This is a genomic window from Cohnella caldifontis (assembly GCF_029360585.1).
GTDB classification, from domain to species: domain Bacteria; phylum Bacillota; class Bacilli; order Paenibacillales; family Paenibacillaceae; genus Cohnella; species Cohnella caldifontis.
The window spans coordinates 228,742-252,019 of record NZ_JAQZSJ010000003.1; the positions used below are offsets into that span (position 1 = coordinate 228,742).

At 57.7% G+C, this 23,278-nt stretch carries 24 protein-coding genes and 4 pseudogenes; 23 read left to right on the forward strand and 5 right to left on the reverse strand.

Features of this window, described 5'->3' with window-relative positions; all coding sequences use genetic code 11:
• Window positions 1–49: 49 nt before the first annotated feature.
• Window positions 50–415: pseudogene (locus PTZ19_RS06815) on the reverse strand (methyltransferase domain-containing protein); the annotation flags it as partial.
• On the reverse strand, window positions 412–789 hold the full coding sequence (locus PTZ19_RS06820) for an ArsR/SmtB family transcription factor (RefSeq protein WP_276353308.1): 378 nt from the start codon (window positions 787–789) through the stop codon (window positions 412–414). The gene PTZ19_RS06820 and the pseudogene PTZ19_RS06815, both read right to left, overlap by 4 nt.
• A gap of 390 nt (window positions 790–1,179) precedes the next feature.
• Between PTZ19_RS06820 and PTZ19_RS06825 the strand changes: the two are divergent.
• The 12 genes and pseudogenes from PTZ19_RS06825 to hmpA all read left to right on the forward strand — a co-directional run bounded on the left by PTZ19_RS06825 (window position 1,180) and on the right by hmpA (window position 11,168).
• Window positions 1,180–1,493: pseudogene (locus PTZ19_RS06825) on the forward strand (ArsR/SmtB family transcription factor).
• 13 nt (window positions 1,494–1,506) lie between these two features.
• Window positions 1,507–2,799: an arsenic transporter gene (locus tag PTZ19_RS06830; RefSeq protein WP_276353309.1), complete on the forward strand. Its 1,293-nt coding sequence runs from the start codon at window positions 1,507–1,509 to the stop codon at window positions 2,797–2,799.
• 30 nt (window positions 2,800–2,829) lie between these two features.
• The gene (gene arsC, locus PTZ19_RS06835; RefSeq protein WP_276353310.1) at window positions 2,830–3,252 is read left to right on the forward strand and encodes an arsenate reductase (thioredoxin); all 423 of its coding nucleotides are present in this window, start codon (window positions 2,830–2,832) and stop codon (window positions 3,250–3,252) included.
• A 69-nt stretch (window positions 3,253–3,321) separates the two neighbouring features.
• On the forward strand, window positions 3,322–3,732 hold the full coding sequence (locus PTZ19_RS06840; protein WP_276353311.1) for a hypothetical protein: 411 nt from the start codon (window positions 3,322–3,324) through the stop codon (window positions 3,730–3,732).
• Between the two features lie 127 nt (window positions 3,733–3,859).
• On the forward strand, window positions 3,860–4,921 hold the full coding sequence (rlmN, locus tag PTZ19_RS06845) for a dual-specificity RNA methyltransferase RlmN (protein WP_276353313.1): 1,062 nt from the start codon (window positions 3,860–3,862) through the stop codon (window positions 4,919–4,921).
• Between the two features lie 31 nt (window positions 4,922–4,952).
• Entirely contained in the window at window positions 4,953–5,507 is a 555-nt protein-coding gene (locus tag PTZ19_RS06850) for a pyridoxamine 5'-phosphate oxidase family protein (protein ID WP_276353314.1), read from the forward strand.
• Window positions 5,508–5,738: 231 nt separating this feature from the next.
• Window positions 5,739–7,262: a spore germination protein gene (locus PTZ19_RS06855; protein ID WP_276353315.1), complete on the forward strand. Its 1,524-nt coding sequence runs from the start codon at window positions 5,739–5,741 to the stop codon at window positions 7,260–7,262.
• The gene (locus PTZ19_RS06860) at window positions 7,259–8,164 is read left to right on the forward strand and encodes a Ger(x)C family spore germination protein (RefSeq protein ID WP_276353316.1); all 906 of its coding nucleotides are present in this window, start codon (window positions 7,259–7,261) and stop codon (window positions 8,162–8,164) included. The genes PTZ19_RS06855 and PTZ19_RS06860 overlap by 4 nt, the downstream gene beginning before the upstream one ends.
• Entirely contained in the window at window positions 8,131–8,469 is a 339-nt protein-coding gene (locus PTZ19_RS06865) for a Ger(x)C family spore germination C-terminal domain-containing protein (RefSeq protein WP_276353317.1), read from the forward strand. The genes PTZ19_RS06860 and PTZ19_RS06865 overlap by 34 nt, the downstream gene beginning before the upstream one ends.
• Before the next feature lie 7 nt (window positions 8,470–8,476).
• Window positions 8,477–9,583, forward strand: a complete 1,107-nt coding sequence (locus PTZ19_RS06870; protein WP_276353319.1) for a GerAB/ArcD/ProY family transporter — start codon at window positions 8,477–8,479, stop codon at window positions 9,581–9,583.
• A complete protein-coding gene (locus tag PTZ19_RS06875; RefSeq protein WP_276353321.1) occupies window positions 9,580–9,819 on the forward strand; it encodes a hypothetical protein in 240 nt (79 codons plus the stop codon). Before PTZ19_RS06870 ends, PTZ19_RS06875 begins: the two co-directional genes overlap by 4 nt.
• A gap of 142 nt (window positions 9,820–9,961) precedes the next feature.
• A pseudogene (gene hmpA, locus PTZ19_RS06880) lies at window positions 9,962–11,168 on the forward strand (NO-inducible flavohemoprotein).
• On the opposite strand, the pseudogene PTZ19_RS06885 reads toward hmpA, so the two are convergent.
• A pseudogene (locus PTZ19_RS06885) lies at window positions 11,126–11,470 on the reverse strand (Crp/Fnr family transcriptional regulator); the annotation flags it as partial. The pseudogenes hmpA and PTZ19_RS06885 sit on opposite strands and share 43 nt — an antisense overlap.
• A gap of 87 nt (window positions 11,471–11,557) precedes the next feature.
• On the opposite strand from PTZ19_RS06885, the gene PTZ19_RS06890 reads away from it, so the two are divergent.
• The 3 genes from PTZ19_RS06890 (at window position 11,558) to PTZ19_RS06900 (ending at window position 14,637) form a co-directional block, all read left to right on the forward strand.
• Window positions 11,558–12,193, forward strand: coding sequence for a spore coat protein (locus PTZ19_RS06890; RefSeq protein WP_276353323.1), 636 nt, complete (start codon window positions 11,558–11,560; stop codon window positions 12,191–12,193).
• A gap of 73 nt (window positions 12,194–12,266) precedes the next feature.
• Window positions 12,267–12,965: a C40 family peptidase gene (locus tag PTZ19_RS06895; RefSeq protein WP_276353324.1), complete on the forward strand. Its 699-nt coding sequence runs from the start codon at window positions 12,267–12,269 to the stop codon at window positions 12,963–12,965.
• Window positions 12,966–13,152: 187 nt separating this feature from the next.
• Window positions 13,153–14,637, forward strand: a complete 1,485-nt coding sequence (locus tag PTZ19_RS06900) for a DHA2 family efflux MFS transporter permease subunit (RefSeq protein ID WP_276353326.1) — start codon at window positions 13,153–13,155, stop codon at window positions 14,635–14,637.
• A 68-nt stretch (window positions 14,638–14,705) separates the two neighbouring features.
• Here PTZ19_RS06900 and PTZ19_RS06905 read toward each other — a convergent pair whose 3' ends face one another.
• The gene (locus PTZ19_RS06905) at window positions 14,706–15,092 is read right to left on the reverse strand and encodes a GIY-YIG nuclease family protein (protein WP_276353328.1); all 387 of its coding nucleotides are present in this window, start codon (window positions 15,090–15,092) and stop codon (window positions 14,706–14,708) included.
• A 12-nt stretch (window positions 15,093–15,104) separates the two neighbouring features.
• Window positions 15,105–15,866 (reverse strand): DUF2087 domain-containing protein, encoded by a 762-nt coding sequence (locus PTZ19_RS06910; RefSeq protein WP_276353329.1) that lies wholly within the window; start codon window positions 15,864–15,866, stop codon window positions 15,105–15,107.
• Between the two features lie 254 nt (window positions 15,867–16,120).
• Between PTZ19_RS06910 and PTZ19_RS06915 the strand changes: the two genes are divergently transcribed.
• The 8 genes from PTZ19_RS06915 to PTZ19_RS06950 all read left to right on the forward strand — a co-directional run bounded on the left by PTZ19_RS06915 (window position 16,121) and on the right by PTZ19_RS06950 (window position 23,232).
• Window positions 16,121–17,026, forward strand: coding sequence for an NAD(P)/FAD-dependent oxidoreductase (locus PTZ19_RS06915; protein ID WP_276353330.1), 906 nt, complete (start codon window positions 16,121–16,123; stop codon window positions 17,024–17,026).
• A 189-nt stretch (window positions 17,027–17,215) separates the two neighbouring features.
• Complete coding sequence (locus PTZ19_RS06920) at window positions 17,216–17,707, forward strand: hypothetical protein (protein WP_276353331.1); 492 nt, start codon at window positions 17,216–17,218, stop codon at window positions 17,705–17,707.
• A gap of 1,380 nt (window positions 17,708–19,087) precedes the next feature.
• Entirely contained in the window at window positions 19,088–19,438 is a 351-nt protein-coding gene (locus PTZ19_RS06925; RefSeq protein WP_276353332.1) for an ArsR/SmtB family transcription factor, read from the forward strand.
• Window positions 19,439–19,442: 4 nt separating this feature from the next.
• Window positions 19,443–19,901 (forward strand): SRPBCC family protein, encoded by a 459-nt coding sequence (locus PTZ19_RS06930; RefSeq protein ID WP_276353333.1) that lies wholly within the window; start codon window positions 19,443–19,445, stop codon window positions 19,899–19,901.
• Window positions 19,902–19,936: 35 nt separating this feature from the next.
• Window positions 19,937–20,743: an alpha/beta fold hydrolase gene (locus PTZ19_RS06935; protein WP_276353334.1), complete on the forward strand. Its 807-nt coding sequence runs from the start codon at window positions 19,937–19,939 to the stop codon at window positions 20,741–20,743.
• Window positions 20,744–20,781: 38 nt separating this feature from the next.
• Window positions 20,782–21,456: a DUF998 domain-containing protein gene (locus PTZ19_RS06940; RefSeq protein ID WP_276353335.1), complete on the forward strand. Its 675-nt coding sequence runs from the start codon at window positions 20,782–20,784 to the stop codon at window positions 21,454–21,456.
• Between the two features lie 405 nt (window positions 21,457–21,861).
• Window positions 21,862–22,305, forward strand: a complete 444-nt coding sequence (locus PTZ19_RS06945) for a ferritin-like domain-containing protein (RefSeq protein ID WP_276353336.1) — start codon at window positions 21,862–21,864, stop codon at window positions 22,303–22,305.
• A gap of 147 nt (window positions 22,306–22,452) precedes the next feature.
• Window positions 22,453–23,232: a DODA-type extradiol aromatic ring-opening family dioxygenase gene (locus PTZ19_RS06950; RefSeq protein ID WP_276353337.1), complete on the forward strand. Its 780-nt coding sequence runs from the start codon at window positions 22,453–22,455 to the stop codon at window positions 23,230–23,232.
• The last annotated feature ends 46 nt before the right edge of the window (window positions 23,233–23,278 follow it).

The following is a 23,278-nucleotide window of genomic DNA, read 5'->3' on the forward strand; positions in this document are numbered from 1 at the left end:
ATCCAATGTAATCCTCGATATTCGCGCCAGGGATCCAATCTTGGATGAATGACTTGGATTCTTCCTCCGGCGTCATGTCGACGCCGATGACTTTCCCCGTTTCCCCAACTTGTCTAGCAGCCAGGAAACAATCGAAGCCGCCGCCGCTGCCCAGATCCAACACGACTTCCCCCGGCTTCAAAGAAGCGATCGCTTGCGGATTTCCGCAGCCCAGCCCCAAGTTCGCGCCTTCCGGAACGGAGGCAAGCTCTTCGTCGGAATAGCCGAGTCGGGAGGAAACCCCGTTGAAATCCTCCGGGGTATGACAACAACCCGATGCCGGCGAACAGCATCCGCCCCCGGCATCCTGCAACGCAATCTCTTTATAGCGGTTGCGGACGAATTGACGGACCTCGTCGTGCTGAACTTGGCTCATTCGGATCCCTCCGGTTTTGGATTCGATGAACAGCATTCGGTTTGCCGATCGTCGGAACGCCTGAAAATACAGCATAACTCCGGCGAGAGCAACCGATTCACTTCCTGTTGATTCAACTCGTAGTAACTCCAAGTTCCTCTGGTTTCGCGCTTGATAAGCCCCGCATCCAGCAATATTTTCAGGTGATACGAAATCTTGGATTGCGGCATTTCGAACACTTCGCATAAGTCGCAGACGCAGATGTTGCCCCGTTGGGTCAGTTCATACATGATTTGAAGCCGTTTTTGATCGGCGAGCGCCTTGAATTTGCTTTCATACGCCGAGAAATCGACGGACGCGTTTGATTCATTCAATAACGGAAGTTCTTTCAGCATAAGCTCACCTTCAGCAGCATGGTGCAGGGCAACAAGCGGCAACCGGGTTTACCGCGGCGGAATTCGTACGCTTGTTTTGCTTTTTCGGTACTTGTTCAGGTTGATTTGTCCATTTCCAAGCCTGTAGGGCTGATTGTTCGATTTCCGTTTGTTTTTGAATCATCAGATACGGAGTGCCGTAAAGATTCATCATGTCGGAACCACTCACCTTAATCAAAATAATTTGATGAACAGATCTTACCACGGAAGGTGCGGCTCAATCAATGCTAAATCAAAAATATTTGATCAATAACTAAAATGTTCAAGTAACGCTTTATAAGTTAACACTAATATAACAATCCGATTATATGATGGAATAGACTCGTCGACCAAAGGGAAGGAGGATGCAAAATGCCATCGTTCGATGAACTTACCGAACAATTGAAGCTCGTATCGGACAAAACCAGGTTGACGATCCTGGCTTTGCTGAAGGAAAAAGAGATGTGCGTCTGCGATATCGTTGAAATTCTTCAGACTACGCAGCCGAACGTAAGCCAGCATTGAAGAAATTGAAGACCGGCGGACTCGTTAATGAGACCCGCAGAAGTCAATGGATCTACTATTCGTTGAACGTGGAGGATAAGCCGATGCTTAAAGAAGTGATTGCGGAGCTTCCTTCCATGAGAGAACGTATCGACGCATCCAAGCCCCAGAGCTGCGATTAACCCGGGAGGCAACATGCTGATTCTCGCATCCGCCATTTTTCTCGTCACATTAGTTTTCGTCATCTGGCAGCCCAGAGGGCTGAATATCGGCTGGTCCGCCTGCGGCGGGGCGATCGTCGCCCTCATTGCCGGAGTCGTTAGCTTCCAAGATGTATGGGATGTTACCCGAATTGTGTGGAACGCCACGCTCGCTTTCGTTGCTGTCATCCTCATCTCTTTAATCCTTGACGAAATCGGATTTTTCGAATGGGCCGCTTTGCGCATGGCCCGCTCTGCCAAAGGCAACGGCAAACGGATGTTTGTATACGTCGTCTTGCTTGGAGCAGCCGTTGCCGCGTTCTTCGCAAACGATGGAGCCGCGCTCATCTTAACTCCGATCGTACTCGCCATGGTTCGGGCCCTCAAATTCGATGACCGGATGGTTTTGCCTTTCATTATGGCAAGCGGATTTATTTCCGATACGGCATCCTTGCCGCTTGTCGTGAGCAATCTGGTCAATATCGTCTCCGCCGATTTTTTCGGCATCGAATTCGTGCAATACGCCGGCAGGATGATCGTTGTCGCTCTATTCTCCATCGCGGCGAGTTTGCTTGTTCTGTACCTCTATTTCCGCAAGAACATTCCGAATCAATACGATTTGGCGCAACTGAAAAAGCCGATGGAAGCCGTAAAGGATCTGCGCCTGTTCCGTGTCTCATGGGTGGTGTTGGCGGTACTGCTGGCGGCTTACCTGTGCAGTGAATTCGTTCATATTCCGGTATCCTTAATTGCCGGCGTCGTTGCGTTGATTTTCTTGATGCTGGCTAGAAGAAGTCCCGCAATTCCTACATGGAACCTGGTGAAAGACGCGCCTTGGTCCGTCGTCGTATTCTCGATCGGCATGTACGTCGTCGTGTACGGACTTCGAAACGTGGGATTAACCGATGAGCTGGGCAAAGCCTTTCAGTGGGCGGCGGATCAAGGGTTGTACATGGCGGCGGTCGGCGGCGGCTTTATCGCGGCCATCCTCTCCTCCATCATGAACAACATGCCGACGGTCATGATCGATGCGCTGGCCATCAAAGGGACCCAAACAACCGGAGTCTGGCGGGAAACGCTCATTTACGCGAATGTCATCGGATCCGACCTCGGGCCCAAAATCACGCCGATCGGTTCGCTGGCCACCTTGCTCTGGCTGCATGTGCTTTCGAGTAAAGGGGTCAAAATCGGATGGGGCTATTACTTCCGGGTAGGCATGGTTCTCACCGTACCCGTCTTGTTCATTACGCTTTCGGGTCTCTATCTTTGGCTCAAAGTCATTCATTAAAAACTCGTCCGATAAAGGAGAAATGCAAGAATGGATAAGCCGCTTGTTTACTTTTTGTGTACGGGGAATTCGTGCCGGAGCCAGATGGCGGAAGGTTTTCTGAAGGCGCTGGGCGGCGATCGATTCGAAGTGAAAAGCGCGGGTTTGGAAGCGCACGGCCTTAATCCGCGAGCTGTTCAGGTGATGAGTGAAGCCAGTGTGGACATTTCGCATCATACGTCGGACGTCATGGATCCGGAAATTTTGAATCGCGCGACATACGTCATCACCCTCTGCGGTCACGCCGACGAGCATTGCCCCGTCATTTCGAATCCGAACGCGACCAAATGGCACTGGGGCTTCGACGACCCCGCTAAAGCCACGGGCACGGAGGAACAGATCATGGCGCGGTTCCGTGCGGTCCGGGATGCGATGAAAGAACGGATCGAGAGGTTCGTTCGGGAAGGGAAGTAAAATACGCTCAATTCGGCGGAGAGTAAGTCCGATATAAGAAAGAGAACGATATCCACCGGAGGAAAAGACATGCAAATCTCCCAGAATCCATGGGCGGCGGTCGTCCCCAACCTGTACGCTTCGGCAAGGAAGCCGGAGGCCGACCTTCGATTGGAATCCGCCCAACTTCCCGTCACGCGCGAAAACCATGACTTGCTGGAGATCAGCGACGCCGGCCGTCAGCTGGCGGAAGGCGCGATCGAGCATCGGCCCGCCCGCCGCGTCGAAATTCCGGACAAGCCGCAGGGCGCTCCGAACGATTATGTGAATCCGGCGGAATGGATGAAGCGGGTCGATCCGGAAAGGTACGGCAAGTTCCAAGAAGCGCTGGAGAACGGCGGGGATTGGAGCCGGCTGCTCGTCCAATTCGTCCAGCAGGCGCAGAAGCATCCGGAATGGGTGAGTACGTACCTGGCGGAGAGAAACCGGCAGTCCGGCTAAATACGGAAAGCAAACTCGGCGAGAACCCTCCATTCCGGAGGGTTTTTGTTTTCGTTCCGGGATGTTACGCAGGTTCGCAGGCAAATGTTATAATAACCCCACCAAGCTTCGAAAAGAGGAACGACGAATGGCGAAAGTTTCCTTGTACGGATTTCCGCAGGAGAAGCTGGCCGATTGGCTGGCGGAACGCGGACAGAAACGATCCCGGGCACACCAGGTCTGGGATTGGTTGTACCGCAGGCGGGCGACCGATTTCGCGGACATGGCGGACTTGAACGAGACGTGCCTCGGGTTGCTGAAGGAACATTTCGAGCTCGGAACGTTGACGGAGCACACGAAGCAGGTGTCCAAGGACGGCACGGTGAAGTTCCTGTTCCGGCTGGCGGACGGCAACCTGATCGAAACGGTGCTCATGCGGCACGGCTTCGGCTTGTCCGTCTGCGTGACGACGCAGGTGGGCTGCAACATCGGCTGCAGCTTCTGCGCGAGCGGGCTGCTCGCCAAGAGCCGGGACTTGTCCGCCGGCGAAATCGTCGAGCAGATCCTGCAGGTACAGCTGTATTTGGATCGGGAGGGCAAAGGCGAGAACGTCACGCATATCGTGGTGATGGGCATCGGCGAGCCGTTCGACAACATGAAGAACTTGCGGGATTTCCTCGCGGTGGTCAAAGACCCCAAAGGGCTGGCCATCGGCCCCCGCCACATCACCGTCTCCACCAGCGGACTCGCGGACAAGATCAAGGAGTTCGCGGACGACGATCCGGGCGTCAATCTCGCGGTTTCCCTCCACGCGCCCAACAACGAGCTGCGCTCCCGGATCATGAAGATCAACCGGGCGATTCCGATCGAAAAGCTGATGGACGCGATCGATTATTACCTCGCGAAGACGAACCGGAGAATCACGGTGGAATATATTCTGCTGAAAGACGTCAACGACCGGCCCGAGCACGCTTTGGAGCTGGCGGAACTGATCGGGGATCGGCGGCGGTTCATCAACGTGAACCTGATCCCGTACAATCCGGTCGACGAACACAGCCAGTATCGGAGGAGCGCGCAGGAGGCGATCCGGACGTTCTTCGATACGCTGAAGAAGCAAGGCGTCAAATGCACAACCCGCATCGAGCACGGAACCGACATCGACGCCGCCTGCGGCCAGCTGAGGAGCAAGCAGATCCGCCAAACGGTGTAGTCTTTTCAAATCGGGAGAGGGGGCAATACGAATGGGGAAAAAATTCGAAGCGATGCTGCCGGAGCATGAGGAGTTCATCCGCAAGCAGCGGTTGTTCTTCGTCGGTACGGCGCCGTTGTCCGGAGAGGGACACGTCAATTTATCGCCTAAAGGGTACGACAGTCTGAGGATTCTGGGACCGAACCGGGCGGCCTATCTGGATCTGACCGGAAGCGGCAACGAGACGAGCGCGCACGTGCGGGAGAACGGGCGGATCACGCTCATGTTCTGCGCCTTCGAGGGCCCGCCCAATATCCTGCGCCTGTACGGACGGGGAACGGTCATCCTGCCCGGGACCGCCGAGTGGGATGACCTGGTCCCTCTATTCCCTTCGGTGCCCGGAGCCCGGCAAATCATCGAGGTCGACATCCATTTGGTCACGACAGCATGCGGTTACGCCGTGCCGTTCATGGATTACGCCGGAGAGCGGGATACGCTACAGCGCTGGGCGGTCCAGAAAGGCGATGAAGGACTCGTCCAATACCGCAAAGAGAAAAACGCGCGCAGCATCGACGGCTTGCCGACGCCGCTCGGCTTGGCGGACTAGGGCGGTCGGCCGGCGCGTCGGCCGGTCAACGGCGAGAAGGGCGGCTCTTTTCGAAAGTACGTGATATCGAAAGCCCCGACCGGGCAGGGTCGGGGCTTTCTTCGCGTTTTCGAGCGCAGAGGGGAGAGAACAGCCGGCGGAATGCGGGCGCGTATGTTTTCATAGGAACGCAGGAATCCTAGAAACGGCAAGCTTCCATTATTTACACCCCGTCCCAAGGAGGGATCGACGGTGGGGGATTCCGGCTCCGCGCTTACCATCAGCGGTTCTTATGCACAGGATTTGGCGCGGTTCCGTCAGGTGTTCGAGAGATGCGCGGATGTCGTTTACCGTTCTTTCGCGCTGGATTCCGGCCGGAACGGTACTTTCATCTTCATCGTCGGCTTGGTGGACGAGCAGCGGTTGGAAGCGGAATGCATCCGGCCTTTGATGCGGGAGGAGGCCCGCGGTTTCGCGCCGAGCCGGGGGCCTTTGCCCGACCCTGCCGATTTTCTGCACGCGGACCGGTCGGAATCGGAGACCGACATCGCGAAAGCCGCGGAGGCCGTATGCCAAGGGAAGGCGGCGCTTTTGCTCGAGGGAGAACGTTCCGTCACCCTGGTGAATTTGCTCAAATGGGATAAGCGTGCCGTGGAGGAACCGGCATCGGAACCGGTCATTCGCGGTCCTCGGGACGGTTTTACCGAAAGTTTGGCAAGCAACCTCGCGCTCGTGCGCAGAAGGCTCGCGACGACGGACCTCAAGGTCGAGCTCATGCGGATCGGCGATCGCTCCAAAACCTCCGTGGCCGTCGTTTACCTGGATTCCCTCGTGCTTCCCGGCGTTCTGAAGGAGGCTCGGGAACGCCTGAGCCGGATCCGGATCGACGCCGTCCTGGAAAGCGGGTATCTCGAAGAGCTGATTGCCGACAACCCGTACAGCGTTTTTCCCCAATTGCTCAATACGGAACGGCCGGACCGGGTCGTGGGGGGGATGCTGGAGGGCAGGGTAGCCATCTTGACGGACAACACGCCCTTCGCGCTGGTCGCTCCCGGCACGTATGTGGATTCGCTGCAGGCCAGCGAAGACTACTATCAAAATTACATCGTCTCCAGCGCGACCCGCCTGCTCCGTTTCTGGCTGTCGTTCAGCGCGCTCGTGTTCCCGTCCATCTATATCGCGGTGACGACGTTCCATCAGGAAATGATCCCGACGAGCCTGCTGTTCAGCATCGCTTCCTCGCGGGAAGCCGTTCCGTTTCCCGGCATCGTGGAAGCCTTCGTCATGGAAGCGGCTTTCGAAGGATTGCGGGAAGCGGGCATCCGGCTGCCGCGCCCGGTAGGCCAAGCGGTCAGCATCGTGGGGGCGCTGGTCATCGGGCAGGCCGCCGTCCAAGCGGGCATCGTCTCCGCCATGCTGGTGATCGTCGTATCGTTCACGGGCATCGCCTCGTTTATCTTTCCGATATACGCCCAAGGTTTGGCGTTGCGGTTTTTGCGTTTTCCGATGATGCTGCTGGCCGGTACTTTGGGGATGTACGGCTTATTCCTGGGTCTGCTCGCGCTGCTGATCCATCTCTGCAAACTCCGCTCGTTCGGAGTCCCCTATTTATCCCCGCTCGTTCCCTTGCAAGCGGACGGCATGAAGGATTCGATGATCCGCGCTCCTTGGTGGCGGATGGTTCTCCGGCCGCAAGAAACCGGCAAACGGAACCGCCGGCGCATCCGTGCCGGATCGCGCCCCGGGCCGCCGAGCGGCGGGGAGTCGGGCGGATGACGCCGGCGTTCGAAGCAAGGAACGGACGAGTGCGGAAGACCGCTTTCTGGTTGGGCATCTTCATCCTGTTTCCGTTACTGGGGGGGTGCTGGAGCCGAATCGAGGTGAACGATATCGCGATCGTGACGGCGGCCGGACTGGATCAAGGGGAAAGGGGAAACGTCAGGCTGTCGCTCATGCTTGCCGTGCCCCGTCTGATCGGCACCGGTTCGGCGCAAGGCGGGGGTGAGAGCAAGATCGAGAACGACGCCGCATGGGTCGTTACCGAGGAGGGCAGCGATCTCATGGATACGTACCGGAAATTGCAGGAGAAACTGCCGCGGCAGATTTTCTTTTCGCACTGCCGGGTGATCGTCCTGGGAAGCTCGCTCGCTTCCCGGAGCGTGACGCCTTACCTGGACTTTTTCGAACGGTACCGGGAATCGCAATTGAAGAGCTATTTAGTCGTCTCCAAGACCTCGGCAGAAGACGTTCTGGCTTTCAAATCCAAATTCGAAAAGCTTCCTTCCGAGGTGCTCAGGGAAGAACTCAAACGGGAGCTGATCCCCAGCGTGCGGCTCGTCGACTTCCTGAACGCGTTGATGTCGGAAGGAGACGCCCCCTTTGCCCCGGTCGTGGAGATCAAGAAATCCGCAGCCGGGAGCGGGGGGGTAGACAGCCTTGCCGTAACAGGCGTTGCGGTGTTCCGCGGGGACCGCATGGTGGGCCGATTGAACGACGAAGAAGGCCGGGGCGTCATGTGGGTCCGGAAAATGGTCCATGAAGGCGTCGTCACGGTCGAATTCCCGCACGAAGGGGAACCGGAAAAATCAGCGGGGAAATGGAGGACATCCGGGTTCGCCGGGAAGTTTCCGTCCGCGGAGACCGGGTGCACATCCATCTCCGGATCGCGATCAAATTGAATATATACGAAAACACGACGGGACTCAGCCTCACCGAACCCCGGAACGTGAGTCGGATTCAGCAAGGGGTGAAAGATGACATCGAGGAACGGATCCTCGAGGCCAGCCGGAAGGTTCGGCGGGAGTTCCGCACCGACATCTTCGGATTCGGGAAATCGGTCTACCGCCATCACCCGCAAGCGTGGAAGAAAACGTTCCGGGACCGGTGGCCGGAATCGTTTCCCGAAACTTCGGTCTCGGTCGGCATCGACGTGAAAGTCCTGCGGACCGGCTTGACCAACCGTCCGATCCAACTCAAGGAGTGATTCCCGCTTGATCCGGATTTCCCGCTTCCAGCTGTTCTCCATGCTGATCCTGTTCCAGCTCGGGACGACGATCCTGTTCGGTTTCGCCTCGGGGGCCGGCAGGGACGCATGGATCGCTTCGCTCCTTTCGGCTTTGCTCGGCGCGGCGATCATCGCCGGTTATTTGGCCTTATTCCGGATGACCGGCGGGCTTACGCTGGTCGAGTGGTTTCCCGCCTTGTTCGGCCGATGGCCGGGAACGATCGCGGCTTGGCTGTATCCCCTCCTCTTCCTGTACGACGCGGGCCGCATCGTCGCCGATATCCGGTTCCTGTTTCCGATCACCATTCTGTCGGGAACGCCCGACTGGGTCATCGCGGGCTCTTTCCTGATCGTGGTCGTTTACGGGCTATACGCGGGCGTGGAAGTCGTGGGAAGAGTGGCGGGCGTCCTGTTTCCGGTCGTGATGGTTTTTTTCTTCCTGGAGATCGTGCTGCTGGTCGCTTCGGGAAGTCTGGATGCCCACCATCTCAGCCCGGTCATGGCGGAAGGGTGGGGAAGGGTGTGGAATACCGTATGGCCCTTGGGGATCACGCAAACTTTCGGGGAAAGCATTTCGTTCGCGATGATCTGGACTTATATCGCCCGGAAGAACGGTTTGGCCGGCACGACGCTGGCCGCGACGCTGGCCGCCGGAGCCATTATCGCGTTAACGGACGTACTGGGCATCAACGGATTGGGAGAGGGCGTGTTCAGGCAGATGACGCTTCCGTCCTTGGCCCTTCTGAAACTGCCCAGCTTAGCCGATTTCCTGGAAAACCTCGACGCGCTCGGCGTCATCTATTTGGTGGTGAACGCCTTCATGAAGCTTTCCCTGCACCTGCTTTCCGTCGTCCTCTGCGTCCGCCGGCTGACGGGGGCGAAGAGCGACCGCTGGATCATTCCCGCGGCTGCGGCGGCAGCCTTCTTCATGGGCATGACGATGGCGGACAGCTTCACCGATCACCTGGAGGCTGGATTTCGTAACCTTCCCCTGCAGATCTGGGTGCCGCTGTTTCTCGTGCTGCCCGCGGCCGCCCTCGCCGTCGCGGGGATCCGGAAGCTCGGCAACGCGAAAGGAGAGAACCCATCTTGAACCGTTATTGGCCGTGGGAATCCCGCAACCTTATCGATGCGCCTTGGAAAATGCAGATCATGATGCTCGCGTTGGCGGCGGTTTTTTCCGTGCTGACCTGGGCGAGGAACCGCGCGCGTCCGTCGGGCGGAGGGAAACGGACTTCCGCCGGCGCTTCTGCCGGATCGGCCGAACAGCCGGTTCAGCCGGCTTCGGGCGGCGCTCCGTCCACCCGGAACCATTCCGAAACGGAGTAACGACGGATAGCCGGCATTCCGGGCTCGTAAGGATTTCACAAATCCTACAAGTTCATTGTGATCGAATTCACAACCTTCTGGGCTCCCCGTTATCTATACTGGACTCCGTTAAGGTAAATCCAGATGAAAGCGGGGAGTTCTCATGCTCAGCCAACAAACGGTCCAAATCGTAAAATCGACGGTTCCGGTTCTTCAGCAGCGCGGCACGGACATCACCAAGCGGTTCTACCAAATGATGTTCGAAGGCCATCCGGAACTGCTGAACGTGTTCAACCACGCGAACCAGAAGCAAGGTCGGCAGCAGACCGCCCTGGCCAATGCCGTCCTGGCCGCGGCCATGCATATCGACAACCTGGCGGCCATCCTGCCCGCGGTTCGGCAAATCGCCCATAAACACCGCAGCCTCGGCATTCTGCCGGAACAGTACCCGATCGTCGGCCGCTATCTGCTGGCCGCCATCCAAGACGTGCTGGGCGACGCCGCGACCGATGAAATCCTCGGCGCTTGGGCGGAAGCTTACGGCGTGATCGCGGACGCCTTCATCGGCGTGGAGCGGGAGATGTACCGGGAGGCCGAGGAGCAATCCGGCGGCTGGACTGGATTCCGCGCGTTCCGGGTTGCCCGCAAAGTACGGGAGAGCGACGTGATCACTTCGTTCTATCTGATGCCGGAGGACGGAGGATCGATCGCATCCTTCCAGCCGGGTCAGTATGTCAGCGTGAAAATGGAGATCCCGGGCGAAACGAACACCCATATCCGGCAATACAGCTTGTCCGGCGCACCGAATCGGCCGTACTACCGAATCTCCGTGAAACGGGAGGACGCGCCGGGTAAACCGGACGGGAAAGTGTCGGTCTATCTGCACCAACAGATCGAGGAGGGCGATCGTGTCTGGCTGTCCGCTCCTGCCGGCGAATTCATCTTGGACCGCGAAGACGGTCGACCCGTCGTGCTCATCGGCGACTCCGCTCGTCAGCATGCTGGCGGATCTGGCCGAGTCGCAGCCGAACCGTTCCGTTACGTTCATCCACGCGGCGCAGAACGGCCGGGTGCATGCCCTGAAGGAGCAAGTGGAAGAGCTCGCCTCGAAGCGTCCCCAAATCTCCGTGCACTGGTGCTATGATAACCCGACCGAACAAGATCGGGCCTCCAAGGCTTTCGATAAAGAAGGACACGTCGATCTGGCTTGGCTCCAACAGATCGTGCCGACGAAGGACGCGGGCTTTTACTTCTGCGGGCCCGTTCCGTTCATGATAGACGTCCATCGCATGCTGACGGAATGGGGAGTGCCCGAATCGGACATCCACTATGAATTCTTCGGTCCTTCGGGCAGCCTCGTCTCGGCTTGACGGCGCAGCAGCCGGTTGATCGTCTCCCGCCGGAGGCCTAGGAACTGGCCGATCTCGTCCTGCGTCAGCAAGTCCGTCAAAGGAACGGGGGAGATGAACGCGCGGAACCAGGCTTGCAGCTTCCGGAGCTTCCCGGCCGGGGTCAACTCGGTCAACTGATCGATCCGCTGCTGCATCATGCGGAGCTTGTCCTGCAATTGCAGCGCCAGGTTCAAGCATCGCTTCGGATCTTCGTTCAGTCCCTTGTACCATTCCTCGGGTGGGATCGTCTCGACCTCCGAGGTCATAAGCGCCACGGCCGTTCGCCGCGCGATTTGCATAAGCGCGGCGGCGTAAGGACATCGTATATCCCGGCAACCAAAAATTACGGAAAACAGGAGATGAATCCCATGCCTTTCGGCGCCCACGAGACGATGGAAGCCCACGAGCTGCTTTGCGAGAAAATCAACCGGATTGCCCACTTCAACCTGTATGCCCAGCAAGCGCGAAATCCCCAACTGAAGGAAATGATCAACCGCCACCGGCAGGAAGCGATCCGGTCTTACAACGAGATCGTCGCTTATACCCATGACTACAACGCGGCGCCGCAAATGGGCATGCATCAGCCGATGGGCGGAATCAACCCCGGGCAAATCCAATACGGCCTTCACAACCCGCAGCCGGTCGGACCCGAGACCAACACGACGTTCAGCGACCAGGAGATCGCCTCCGCCATGCTGATCTGCCACAAGAACGGCGCCAAAAACGCCATGATGGGCGCCGTGGAATGCGCCGATCCGCATCTGCGGCGGATGATGATGAACAGCTCCGTCGCCTGCGCCGACCAAGCGTACGAGACGTTCCTGTTCATGAACCAGCAAGGGCTGTACCAAGTTCCCACGCTGAACGACCACACCGCCAAAACGTTCATGCATGCCTACCAGCCGATGCAACAAACGCAACAAATGCAGCAAATGCAGCAAATGCAGCCGATGCAGCAGCAAATAGGCAACTTCGGAGCGGGTCACACGTACGGCGCCATGTAAGGCGGTTGGATAAATTTGTGCAAGGAAACCTCCCTATGAATGCAGGTATAATTTTTCATAGGGAGGGATTAACTTGAAAAAAAATTGGCTTGCATTGGCTGGAGCGGGATTGTTATCGCTTACGATTTCCTCGACGGCATTCGCATCGCCCGCTACGGTGAAATCCTACGTGAAGTTCCGCTCGGCCCCTTCGACAAGCAGCACGGTAAACGAGACGTTGAAGCCGGGAACGGCCATCGATGTGCAGCAAAAAGTAAACGCTTACTGGCTGAAAGTCACGGTGAACGGAAAAACCGGCTACCTCTCCCCCGCCTTTATCGAGTATGGACAAGCCCCGGCGCCTCCGACGCCATTACCGTCCCCGCCCCCTGAACCGGCGCCTTCTCGGGCTTCGGCGACGGCCGGGAAAGTCATCCAGCACGCGAAGGACCTGAAAGGGACGACCCATTACGCTTACGGTGTCAACCAAGCCCCGGCCCTCATGGATTGCTCCGCGTTCACGAAATACGTGTTCGGCCAGGAAGGCATCTCGCTCAAATGGGGAACCCGCTATCAGAAGGACGCCGGCGCGTTCGTGGACCGCGGCGGCCTGCAGCCGGGCGACCTGGTCTTTTTCCGCGTCGGTTCGTCCACCGAGATCGGCCACGTAGGCATTTACCTCGGGGACGGCCAGTTCATCCACAACTCCCCGTCCTTTGACGGAGTCGGGATTTCCAGCATGACCACCGGTTATTGGAGCACGCGCTACGTGACCGGCCGCCGGGTGATTTGACCGTCAGCCCGGCCGTTTCCCGAAGCCCCCGCATCCGCGACCCCCGCGGCGGCGAGGGCTTTCGCATGCGCGTCCTGGGCTGCGCAAAATCGACACTTGACTTTGCAGCCCCTGAAAAGTGTATAGTTGAAACTACAACTTTTCATTCTAAATATTGGTGAAAGAGACAGGGGGTCACGTTAGAAACATGAATACCGCAGGCGCAAATCAAACGGGCAACTCCGTCGACTTGAGCAAAATCAAGCGCGGACCGATCGTGCTCGCGCTCATCATCGGGGCGTTCGTCGCGATTTTGAACGAGACGCTGCTCGGGAACGCGATGCCCGACCTGGTGCAGGAGCTGGGCGTTACCTATTCGACCATCCAATGGCTGACCACGGCGTACATGCTCGTCATCGGGGTACTCGTGCCCGTGACGGCGATTTTGCAAGAATGGTTTACGACACGGCAAATGTTCTTGTCCGCCATGATCCTGTTTTTCGCCGGCACGCTCATCGCGGCGGTGGCGCCCGGCTTCGAGCTGCTGCTCGTCGGACGGGTCGTCCAAGCGCTCGGCACCGGTCTGATGCTGCCGGTGATGATGAACACGTTCCTGGTTATTTTCCCGCCGGAGAAGCGGGGAGGCGCGATGGGCCTGATCGGCCTCGTGATCATGTTCGCGCCAGCCATCGGGCCGACGATTTCGGGTTTGATCCTGGATTCGCTGCCTTGGCGCTGGCTGTTCATTCTCGTCCTGCCGCTGGCCGCCGTTTCCATCGTCTGCGCGGCTGCTTTCCTGAAGAACGTCACGACGGTAACCAAACCCCGGGTGGACATCCTGTCCATCGTGTTGTCGACGATCGGGTTCGGCGGCGTCGTCTTCGGATTCAGCAAAGCGGGGGAGAACGGCTGGTCCGATGAGCAAGTCTACTGGCCGATTATCGTCGGATGCGTCGCGCTCGCCCTCTTCATCTGGCGCCAGCTGAGGCTGAAATCGCCGGTCATGGACCTGCGCGCGTTCAAATTTCCGATGTTTACGCTCGTCACCGTGCTGCTGTTCGTGCTGATGATGACGCTGTTCTCTTCGATGACGCTGATTCCGCTTTATCTGCAAGGCGCGCTGTTCCTCACCGCCTTCAAATCCGGGCTCATGCTGCTGCCCGGCGGCATGGTGAACGGGGTCATGGGCGTCGTTTCGGGCAAGCTGTTCGACAAATTCGGTCCGCGGGTGCTGGTGATTCCCGGCCTGGCCATCGTCATGCTCGCGTTGTATCTGTTCACCGGTTTTGACGCCAATACGAGCACCGGGTACATCATCGCGATTCACATCGTCATGCTGATCGGCCTGTCGCTGGTCATGATGCCCGCGCAGACGACGGGGCTCAACCAATTGCCCCCTCACCTGTATCCGCACGGCACGGCGATCCTGAACACGCTGCAGCAAGTGTCCGGCGCGATCGGCACCGCCCTGTTCATCAGCATCATGACGAACGGGACGAAGGATTACATGAGCGGGTCCAAGGACCCGACGAATCCCGGCGAGATCGCCAACGGCGTCGTCGCCGGCGTTCACGACGCCTTCTGGATCGGCCTGATCATTGCCGCCGTGGCGTTCGTGATCGGCCTATTCATCCGCCGTACGAAAGCGCCGGCGCCGGAAGGTCACCCGGCCGGATCGCCGGGCATGCATTAAAAGCGGCGGCAAAAAAGGACGGCCATCGGGTGCGATCGCACCTGATGGCCGTCTTGTTCTATGCCGGGCTAGGATCGTTTCGGTTTGTTGTAACCCCGATCCCCGTACGGCTGCAACTTCTCGAGCCACAGCTCCAGCAGGGCGTCCAGCTCCTCCTTGTATTTCGCCAGATCCGCTTGGCTGGCGAGCGAATCCTCCTTCGGATCAAGCCGATCCAGGATTTCGAACGCGAAGCTCTCGGGCCCGTATTGCCGCCAATCTTGCCTAAGCACGGCGAAGGGCTCCGTCTGTCCCCCCATGAAGAACACGCGGTTCCTCATGCCGTCCAGATCCATGGCGGCGCCGACGTAAATTTTGCCGTTCGCCGTATTCCGCAATTGGAACACGCCCATCGGCCGAAAAGACCGCGCGTACGCGTCCGCCAGTTCCTTTTTCCTCTGTTTTTCGAGCGTCATTTTCGTCTCCTCCTATTGCTTCAGCCAATATTGGCTTCCGTCCGGCAGCCGGTCCATGTAGCCGTACTCGATCAAATACCTTCGCAGCGTGGCGAAGTCCGGATAACGTTCCTTCAGCAGCGCGTTCACTTCTTTTTCCGTATAACGCCGGCCTTCCTCGAACATCCGCGAGAGATGCCTCAGGATGATGATTTTGCGTTTCTCCTTCGTGGGAATCGCGGACAGCGGGCCGTCCGGTCCTTCCTTGAAGAAGTTTTTCAACACGTCGGCCTGTTCTTTCTCCGTGATTTCGTACCGTTCGTCCACCATCGTCGCCGTCCTGTGTATCGGAATGAACCGGTTTTGCCGGTGGGTGCTCTCTTCGGCCAATTCCATCAGGGCCAGAAAAATTTTGGCCTGCTTCATCCGCTCGCGCAGCGTAAAGCGGTGGTTGCGGATCGTGGAGGTGCTTCCCCCGCCCAGTTCTTTCACCACTTCGCCGTCCGACAGACCCGCATGGAACAGCTGCAGCAGCCGTTTTTGCAGATCGGTGAGCCCGGTCAGCTTCTTGTCCAAGCCGAGCAAAAACTCGAAAGGGGAGCCGTGTGCCGTTTCCACGTGCACTTGCGCGAATTTGCCGGCTTCGTACAAGGTGCCGTCCTGCGGGTAGATCACCCCTTGAACGAACCGTTCGCCGCAGGCCAGGCAGACATGCGACTCCGACTCCCGGTCGTACGTGAATCCGCGTTTGAGGTCGGCAAGAGGAACTTCCCAGAATTTCTCCGATATGTTCATATCCAAACCAACTCCAAATACGTTTGGTTAATATGTAGACATTTTATTGAAATGTTTACTTGATGTCAATGGAAGAAAAGTTGTCCGAGCGAGCGGCAGACGCGAAAACGCCCTTTCCAGCCGGCAGGTCCGATGATAGACGGGATCATTCCTCTGCCGTCTTCGACTCGTGGGATTAAATTTCCAAGAGATCAAATGGGCACAATGGAGATATACATAGGGCAAACGAGAGTCGTTGCGAAAGAAGAAGGAGCGTGGAGACGATCTGGGATTGCGCCATTATCGGCGGGGGACCGGCGGGCCTCAGCGCCGCGCTGGTGTTGGGCAGGGCGAGGCGGAACGTGGTGCTGTTCGACTCGGGCCGGCCGAGAAACGCCGTCACGAGGGAGACGCACGGCTTCCTGACCCGGGACGGCATCCCTCCGTACGAGTTCCGCAGGATCTCTCATGAGGAGCTGGCTCGTTATCCTTCAGTCCGAATCCGGAATACCGCGGTCGCCGACGCGCGGAATGCGGGCGGCCATTTTCAACTGAGAGCGATGGACGGACTGATTTATCGATCCCGTAAAATCTTGTTGGCGACGGGGCTGGTCGAAGAGCTGCCTGCCGTTCCGGGCATTCGCGATTTTTACGGGGTGAGCCTGTTCAACTGCCCTTATTGCGACGGGTGGGAGAGGAAGGACGAACCGCTCGTGATCATTTCCGAAACCGAGCATGCCTTCGACCTGGTCAAGTCGGTATACCCTTGGAGCCGGAACCTCATTCTGGCGACCAACGGGCATTACGTGTTGTCGCATGAACAGAGGCGGAAGCTGGCGGCCCGAGGAATTCCGGTGTATGAGCAGAGAATCCGCGCGCTGGTCGGAACGGGCGGGCGGTTGGAGAAGGTCGTGTTCGAAAACGGAGCGGAGGAACGCAGGGCGGGGGGATTCGTGTCACCGGTCTGGTCGCATCCGAACGTCTTCGATCGGGCGCTCGGCTGCAGGCGGAACGAGCACGGCGGCATCGCGGCCGACGATTTCGGCAGAACGAGCGCGCACGGGGTATTCGCGGCGGGCGACGCCGCGAACATCGTGCCGCCCCAGCTCATCGTAGCGGCGGCGGGAGGATGCCGCGCGGCCATCGGCATCAACTCGGAACTGACGTCGGAAGACTTCTGACGGGCGGCTTCGTTCCATAACGGGGAGGCGGCTTTCCTGCAGGAGAGGGAGCCGTTTTTTCGCGTTTGGTTAGGAGTCTCTAATGAACGCCAAATTTTTGACTCAATCGCTTGTCCATCCGATATAATGGAAATGTAAACGCTGACAAATTTTAAAGTGAACCCCAAATCGCGATGAGGTGAGTCCGAAATGGGAACCCGCTTATGGACGGAGTCGATGATCAGAAAGGCGTTTCCGCATTTGAAGTATGTCAGGGTGCATACCGCGGGACGCAACAGCGCGGCGATTTATGCCTGGGACGAGAACCTGGAGCTGCCCGACACGGACCGGGTCCGCCTGAAGCGGTTTGCCGCGGGGTATCTTCCGTTCTACCTGTGCTGCCAGGTGAAGCCTTACTCCGCGGTCCAGGAGGACGGAGTTCCTCCCGTGACGGACCCGCCGGAGCCCGTCGCCCAGGCGGCCATGAACCGAAGCCTGAATCAAGAAGCGATCGTCGGATTGATCAACGGAATGCTCGAGGGCGGACGGATGAAATTCGAACGGTATGACGGCTGGACGGGGACGATCCACTTTTCGGTCCGGCCCGGCGGAGCCGTGACGGAGATCGAGAAGGAGTTGATCCGCCAGTACTTGTACGAAGTCGTGCCGATCGGATCCTATTACGATATCGCGTACCCTTGACGGACCTGGGTCCGTCTTTTTTTAAAGGTTCAGAATTTATGACTTCAAAGCAGGAAAAACCGTTGTGAAGCGCTATGGATCTCCAAAGGCTAAGGCTAAGGCTAAGGCTAAGGCTAAGGCTAAGGCTAAGGCTAAGGCTAAGGCTAAGGGATAAAATGCAGTTATTTATTCTGTTTTCTCACAAAATGAGATGACTAAAGACCAAAACGCAATTAGCAGAGCTCGTCTCTCGGAAAAATGAAGGATTGGCCTAGAATAAATGCATTTCGGCTCTTAGTACTTTAAAAATGGGGCAGAATGAGATGAATAGTTGTATTTAAGCTCTTAACACCCTTACTTAAAGGACGACGAAGTCGTTTTTACTTAACCGATCAGAATTTCTTTTTGGGATTCCATATGTCCAAATTACCAAAAAATAAGAAAGGGATGAAGCATGACTGCTTAACCCCCGCCAACGCGTTGGGCAACAGCTGGTTAAGCTTGCCGCGCAAGCTTAAACCTCGCCAGTGCTTGGGGCAACAGTTGATTAAGCTTGCCGCGCAAGCTTAAACCCGCCAATGAGAGGGCTAAAGCTGGTTAAGCTTGCCTCGCAAGCTTAACCCTCGCCAACGTAGGGGGCAACAGCTGATTAAGCTTGCCTCGCAAGCTTAAACCCCGCCAGTGCTTGGGGCAACAGTCGATTAAGCTTGCCTCGCAAGCTTAAACCCCGCCAATGTAGGGGGCAACAGCTGATTAAGCTTGCCTCGCAAGCTTAACCCCCGCCAGCGTAGGGGACAACAGCCGATTAAGCTTGTCGTACAAGCTTAAACCCCGCCAATGTAGGGGGCAACAGCTGGTTAAGCTTGCCGCGCAATCTTAACCCCCGCCAGTGCTTGGGGCAACAGCTGATTAAGCTTGCCGCGCAAGCTTAACCCCCGCCAACGTAGGGGGCAACAGCTGATTAAGCTTGCCTCGCAATCTTAACCCCCGCCAGTGCTTGGGGCAACAGCTGATTAAGCTTGCCGCGCAAGCTTAACCCCCGCCACCGTAGGGGGCAAGCAAGCTTAATCCTCGCCCCTCTGGACAAACGGGTCCCAATGGTTATGTTCATTTGCGTACAGGATTGAGGATGTACGTGGGAAAGTGGCTGAAGAGTGACTTCAGAGGCACCCATCAAAGGACCGTCAGGGACGAGTTTCTCCCTGACGGTTTTTCTGATCTCTCTATCTTTTCAGACGAGGTTGAAGGAAACCTGCCGCGACTATTTAACGAATAATTTAATTAACCGTTGACTTAATTAACAAAAACGTGGAATAATAAGCGTAGACGATCCATCACGGGTAAGGCATCTTTGCGCAGGCAAGAGAACGGCTTCTCGAAAGGAGGGAACGGGACAGGACGGTGCACGAATCAACGGACATCTTCTCCGCGATTGCCGATCCGACGAGGCGAAGCATTCTCGAGATGCTCGCAGACACGGATTCGTTAACGGCTACCGAGATTTACGATCGCTATCCGGTAAGTCCGCAGGCCATCTCGCGGCATCTGAAAATCCTTCGCGAGGCGAAATTGGTCATGGTCGAGAAAAAAGCGCAGCAGCGCATCTACCGCATCAACCCCTCCGCCATGGCGGAGCTGGAGAACTGGTCCATGGGTTTGAGGAAACGATGGAACCGTCGGCTGGATGTTTTGGAGCAGGTGTTGGACGAAGAGTGGGACAAAACGAAGGGAAATTCCGAGTCGGAGGAATGAAACGATGCCACAAGAACAAGAAAAGGAGCTAACGATAACCCGTATCTATAAACAACCGCGCGAATTCGTGTTCCGAGGTTGGACGGACCCGAGACTTTTCGCCAAGTGGTGGGGGCCGGAAGGGTTCACGAATTCCGCTTGCGAACTGGATGTGCGTCCCGGGGGAACGATTCGTCTCGATATGACGGCGCCGGACGGCACGGTCTACCCGTTCAGGGGCGAGTACAACGAAATCGTCGAACCCGAAAAGCTCGTGTTTACAGGGGGTTCGTTCTTGGACGGGAGCGGCCGTCCGCAGCTCGAATCCCGAACGACCGTGTTGTTCGACGAATACGAAGGCAAGACGAAGCTGACCGTCCATACCGCCGTAACCCATGCGGCCTCCGGATTGGAACAACCGCTCTCCGGCATGGAGGAAGGTTGGATGACCAGTTTGGACCGCCTGGAGCGGGCATTATCCTAAATCCGGATCAACATCCACTCGGGAGGAGATCAGACTTGAGCACTGTCATTTCCAAAGACGGAACCGCGATTGCTTACGACCGATTCGGCAATGGACCGGCGCTCATTCTGGCGGCCGGCGCCCTCGGCTATCGCGCGTTCCCATTGCAGCAACGCTTGGCGGAGTTGTTATCCGCGCATTTCACCGTTTTCAATTACGACCGCCGCGGCCGGGGCGACAGCGGAGATACGTTGCCCTATTCCGTCGACCGCGAGATCGATGACATCGAGGCTTTGATCGACGCCGCAGGCGGCAGCGCGTACTTGTACGGAGTGTCGTCCGGCGCGATTCTCGCCCTGGAGGCAGCCGAACGGCTGTCGGAGAAGATTCCCAAGTTGGCCCTGTACGAACCGCCGCTGATTCTGGACGGCAGCCGCCCGCCGCTTCCGCGGGATTACGTCGAACGGTTGAACGCGGCGATCGCATCCGGTCGGCGGGACCAAGCGCTGGAAATCTTCATGACGCAGGCGCTGTTGATTCCGGCCGAATACTTGGCGCCGATGAAAAGCAGCCCGATGTGGAACGATTTCATGGCGGTGGCGCACACCCTTGCCTACGACGGAATGGTCGCCAGGGACGTGATGGCCGGCGAGCCGCTGCCGCCCGGCAAATGGTCCCGCGTTTCGGCAACCACGACGATCATTACCGGCGAACTGAGCGAGCGTTTCTTCCATGACGCCGCGAATGCGTTGGCCGGCCGGCTTCCGGACGCGAAGAGCCGGACGCTGGCGGGGCAAGGCCATGACGTCGCTCCCGATGCGGTCGTACCCGCGTTGGTCGAGTTTTTCGGAAGCCGGGGTTGAACGTGCGGAATGAAGTTTCATGACGAGGTGAAGTTCGTATGGTTAGGAACATCGCGACCAAACTTTCTTTCGCGTCGATGGGGCTGTTCTTGCTGATCTTGTTGGGTTTGCACGTGCTGGAACCCGAATTCGATCCCACGTGGCGATTTATTAGCGAATACGCGTTGGGTCCATACGGTTGGCTCATGCATTTGAGCTTCTCTCTCGTTGCCTTGGGCAGCTTGTGTTTCATGATCGCGGCATGGGACGAAACCAAATCCGCAACGGGCCGAATCGGGCAGATCCTGCTGGGGATCAGCGCGTTGGGGATGGCGATCGCGGCCTTTTTCACGACGGATCCCATCACTACGCCTGCCGGCGAAATGACCGACAGCGGCAAAATGCACGCCTTGGGCGGGCAGCTGAACTTGACGCCTCTCGCCGTATTGTTTCTAACGTGGGGTTTAAACAAGCGCAAGGACTGGAAGCAGGTTCGCTTACCGTTGCAAGCAACGGCGGTTCTTACCCTGTTTGTCACGATAGGTTTTGCCGTATCGGTCGGCGCGGCCCAGGGAGAATTCGGTCCCGGCGTATACGCCGGATTGTTTGGACGCCTCCTGATGGTTGGTTATGCTGCCTGGATCGTCATCGCAAGTTTTCACATGCTGCGCCTGCAACCCAGACCCGAATGGGCCAAGCGATCAAAAGCAGTCGTCAGCGGTAACGAAGTCTAACCTCGAGTTTGCTTCTCCGGCCTTTTATGGGCAATCAAAAACCGCTTTTCCCGGCACGCAGCGGCCGTTTGGGAAGCGGTTTTTGTTCATTCGGCCGACGAACATGAACTTGCATGACCGAAGAATGGCCGAAAGTCACTATGCCGGCATGACTTTTTTTCGATAGATTGAGGTTAAGCAAGCGGATCAAGCGGACTTCAAGCGGCGGCAACGCATCTGGATTCGGCCGGGGAAGTGAAAAAAATACTAGCTTCATTACCGATGAAGGGCGGACGTTTCTTGACGGCACGACGATCGGCGATGCTTTCGTTTTCGTGCTCCGCCTGGAGCGGGGCATTTTGCGTTGCGGCGCATACTGTGGAATCAGGCACCCGCCTAATCGGCGGGAGTGAAGGAGGATTCCAGATGTACGCTTATCCGTATCCTTGGATTTACGATCGGCTGCCTGCGGCGGAGTCGACCCTGCTGAGTGAAATCGCTCAGGCGATCAACGGGGAATACAGCTCGATCGCTTGCTACGGGAGGTTGCTGCAGCTTGCGCCCGGAGAAGAAGCGAAGACCCGGATCGAAGAAATCCGCCAGGACGAAATCCGGCATTACCAGACGTTCTCCCGTCTTTTTTTCCGGCTTAGCGGACGAAAGCCGACTCCCCAATTGAGCGAGGAATGCCCGTCCGATTATCTTGAGGGGATCAGGTTCGCTTTCCGCGATGAACAGAAGACGGCGGATTCCTACCATTCGATCGCGGATGGCACGGGCGACTTGGAGGTTCGGGAAGCGTTTCGGCGCGCGGCGTTCGATGAGCAGAACCATGCCGTGTGGTTCCTCTATTTCCTGACGGTCCGCTGAAGGAAAGCCGGCCCGACTTGCCAAAGGAGCCGTCATCGGCCACAATGGAAGGCAAGGCGGCGCCTGCGGCTTTTCGTCCTTGGGGACGAGCCGTGAGGACCGCATCATGGACTACGGATTTCATTTCGTTAATGGAGGCGGGTTCGAATGGTTCCTTCCCTGTTCATTGCGCACGGATCACCGATGGTGGCCATTGAAGACAGCGAATACGCCCGTTACCTGGAAGAGCTGGGCCGGACGATGTCTCGTCCGAAGGCGATCGTGCTCTTCTCCGCGCACTGGGAAAGCGGCGTGCAGATGGTGAGCGAAATCAGCGCTTACTCGATGATTTACGATTTCGGCGGATTTCCGGACGAGCTGTACCGGGTCGTCTATCCGGCCAAAGGGGATCTTGCGCTCTCCCGCCGGGTTCAGCAGTTGCTCTCGGATGCGGGAATCGAGCACCGCGCCGAGCTGAAGCGGGGACTCGACCACGGCTCTTGGACGATTCTGCGGCGGATGTATCCGGATGCGGATATACCCTTGATCGCGATGTCGGTCAATCCGGATCTGAAACCGGAGGAGCAATACGCCATCGGCAAAGCGTTGGCTTCGCTGCGGGCGGAGGACGTGCTCGTTATCGGCAGCGGGGTGACCGTCCACAACTTCGGCTTGTTCGGGGTCCGGGACCGGGATGCGGTAAAGGCGCTGGCGCTCGGCTTTGAGAACTGGCTGGAGGCGCGGATGAAGGAGTGGGACGTGGATTCGCTGTACCGCTACGAGGAGCTGGCTCCTTATGGCAAGGTCGCCGTCCCTCCCCAGGGGAAGGAGCATTTCGTACCGATTTTCTACGCGATGGGGGCGGCGGACGACAGCCGGTCGGTGACGACGCTGCACCAAAGCCTCATGATGGATGCTTTCACCAACAGCGTGTATCGGTTCGGGTGAGGCGGCTGAGCGGCAAGCATAGGCAAAAAAAAGGGAGAGGCCGGGC

Bases quoted from the DNA above. Each gene is read 5' to 3' on its own strand.
- PTZ19_RS06945 (WP_276353336.1), top strand. From the start codon at position 21,862: ATGTACGCTTATCCGTATCCTTGGATTTACGATCGGCTGCCTGCGGCG.
- PTZ19_RS06860 (WP_276353316.1), top strand. From the start codon at position 7,259: ATGACGCCGGCGTTCGAAGCAAGGAACGGACGAGTGCGGAAGACCGCT.
- rlmN (WP_276353313.1), top strand. From the start codon at position 3,860: ATGGCGAAAGTTTCCTTGTACGGATTTCCGCAGGAGAAGCTGGCCGAT.
- PTZ19_RS06890 (WP_276353323.1), top strand. From the start codon at position 11,558: ATGCCTTTCGGCGCCCACGAGACGATGGAAGCCCACGAGCTGCTTTGC.
- PTZ19_RS06900 (WP_276353326.1), top strand. From the start codon at position 13,153: ATGAATACCGCAGGCGCAAATCAAACGGGCAACTCCGTCGACTTGAGC.
- PTZ19_RS06950 (WP_276353337.1), top strand. From the start codon at position 22,453: ATGGTTCCTTCCCTGTTCATTGCGCACGGATCACCGATGGTGGCCATT.
- arsC (WP_276353310.1), top strand. From the start codon at position 2,830: ATGGATAAGCCGCTTGTTTACTTTTTGTGTACGGGGAATTCGTGCCGG.
- PTZ19_RS06850 (WP_276353314.1), top strand. From the start codon at position 4,953: ATGGGGAAAAAATTCGAAGCGATGCTGCCGGAGCATGAGGAGTTCATC.
- PTZ19_RS06930 (WP_276353333.1), top strand. From the start codon at position 19,443: ATGCCACAAGAACAAGAAAAGGAGCTAACGATAACCCGTATCTATAAA.
- PTZ19_RS06920 (WP_276353331.1), top strand. From the start codon at position 17,216: ATGGGAACCCGCTTATGGACGGAGTCGATGATCAGAAAGGCGTTTCCG.
- PTZ19_RS06910 (WP_276353329.1), bottom strand. From the start codon at position 15,866: ATGAACATATCGGAGAAATTCTGGGAAGTTCCTCTTGCCGACCTCAAA.
- PTZ19_RS06940 (WP_276353335.1), top strand. From the start codon at position 20,782: ATGGTTAGGAACATCGCGACCAAACTTTCTTTCGCGTCGATGGGGCTG.
- PTZ19_RS06830 (WP_276353309.1), top strand. From the start codon at position 1,507: ATGCTGATTCTCGCATCCGCCATTTTTCTCGTCACATTAGTTTTCGTC.
- PTZ19_RS06840 (WP_276353311.1), top strand. From the start codon at position 3,322: ATGCAAATCTCCCAGAATCCATGGGCGGCGGTCGTCCCCAACCTGTAC.
- PTZ19_RS06905 (WP_276353328.1), bottom strand. From the start codon at position 15,092: ATGACGCTCGAAAAACAGAGGAAAAAGGAACTGGCGGACGCGTACGCG.
- PTZ19_RS06820 (WP_276353308.1), bottom strand. From the start codon at position 789: ATGCTGAAAGAACTTCCGTTATTGAATGAATCAAACGCGTCCGTCGAT.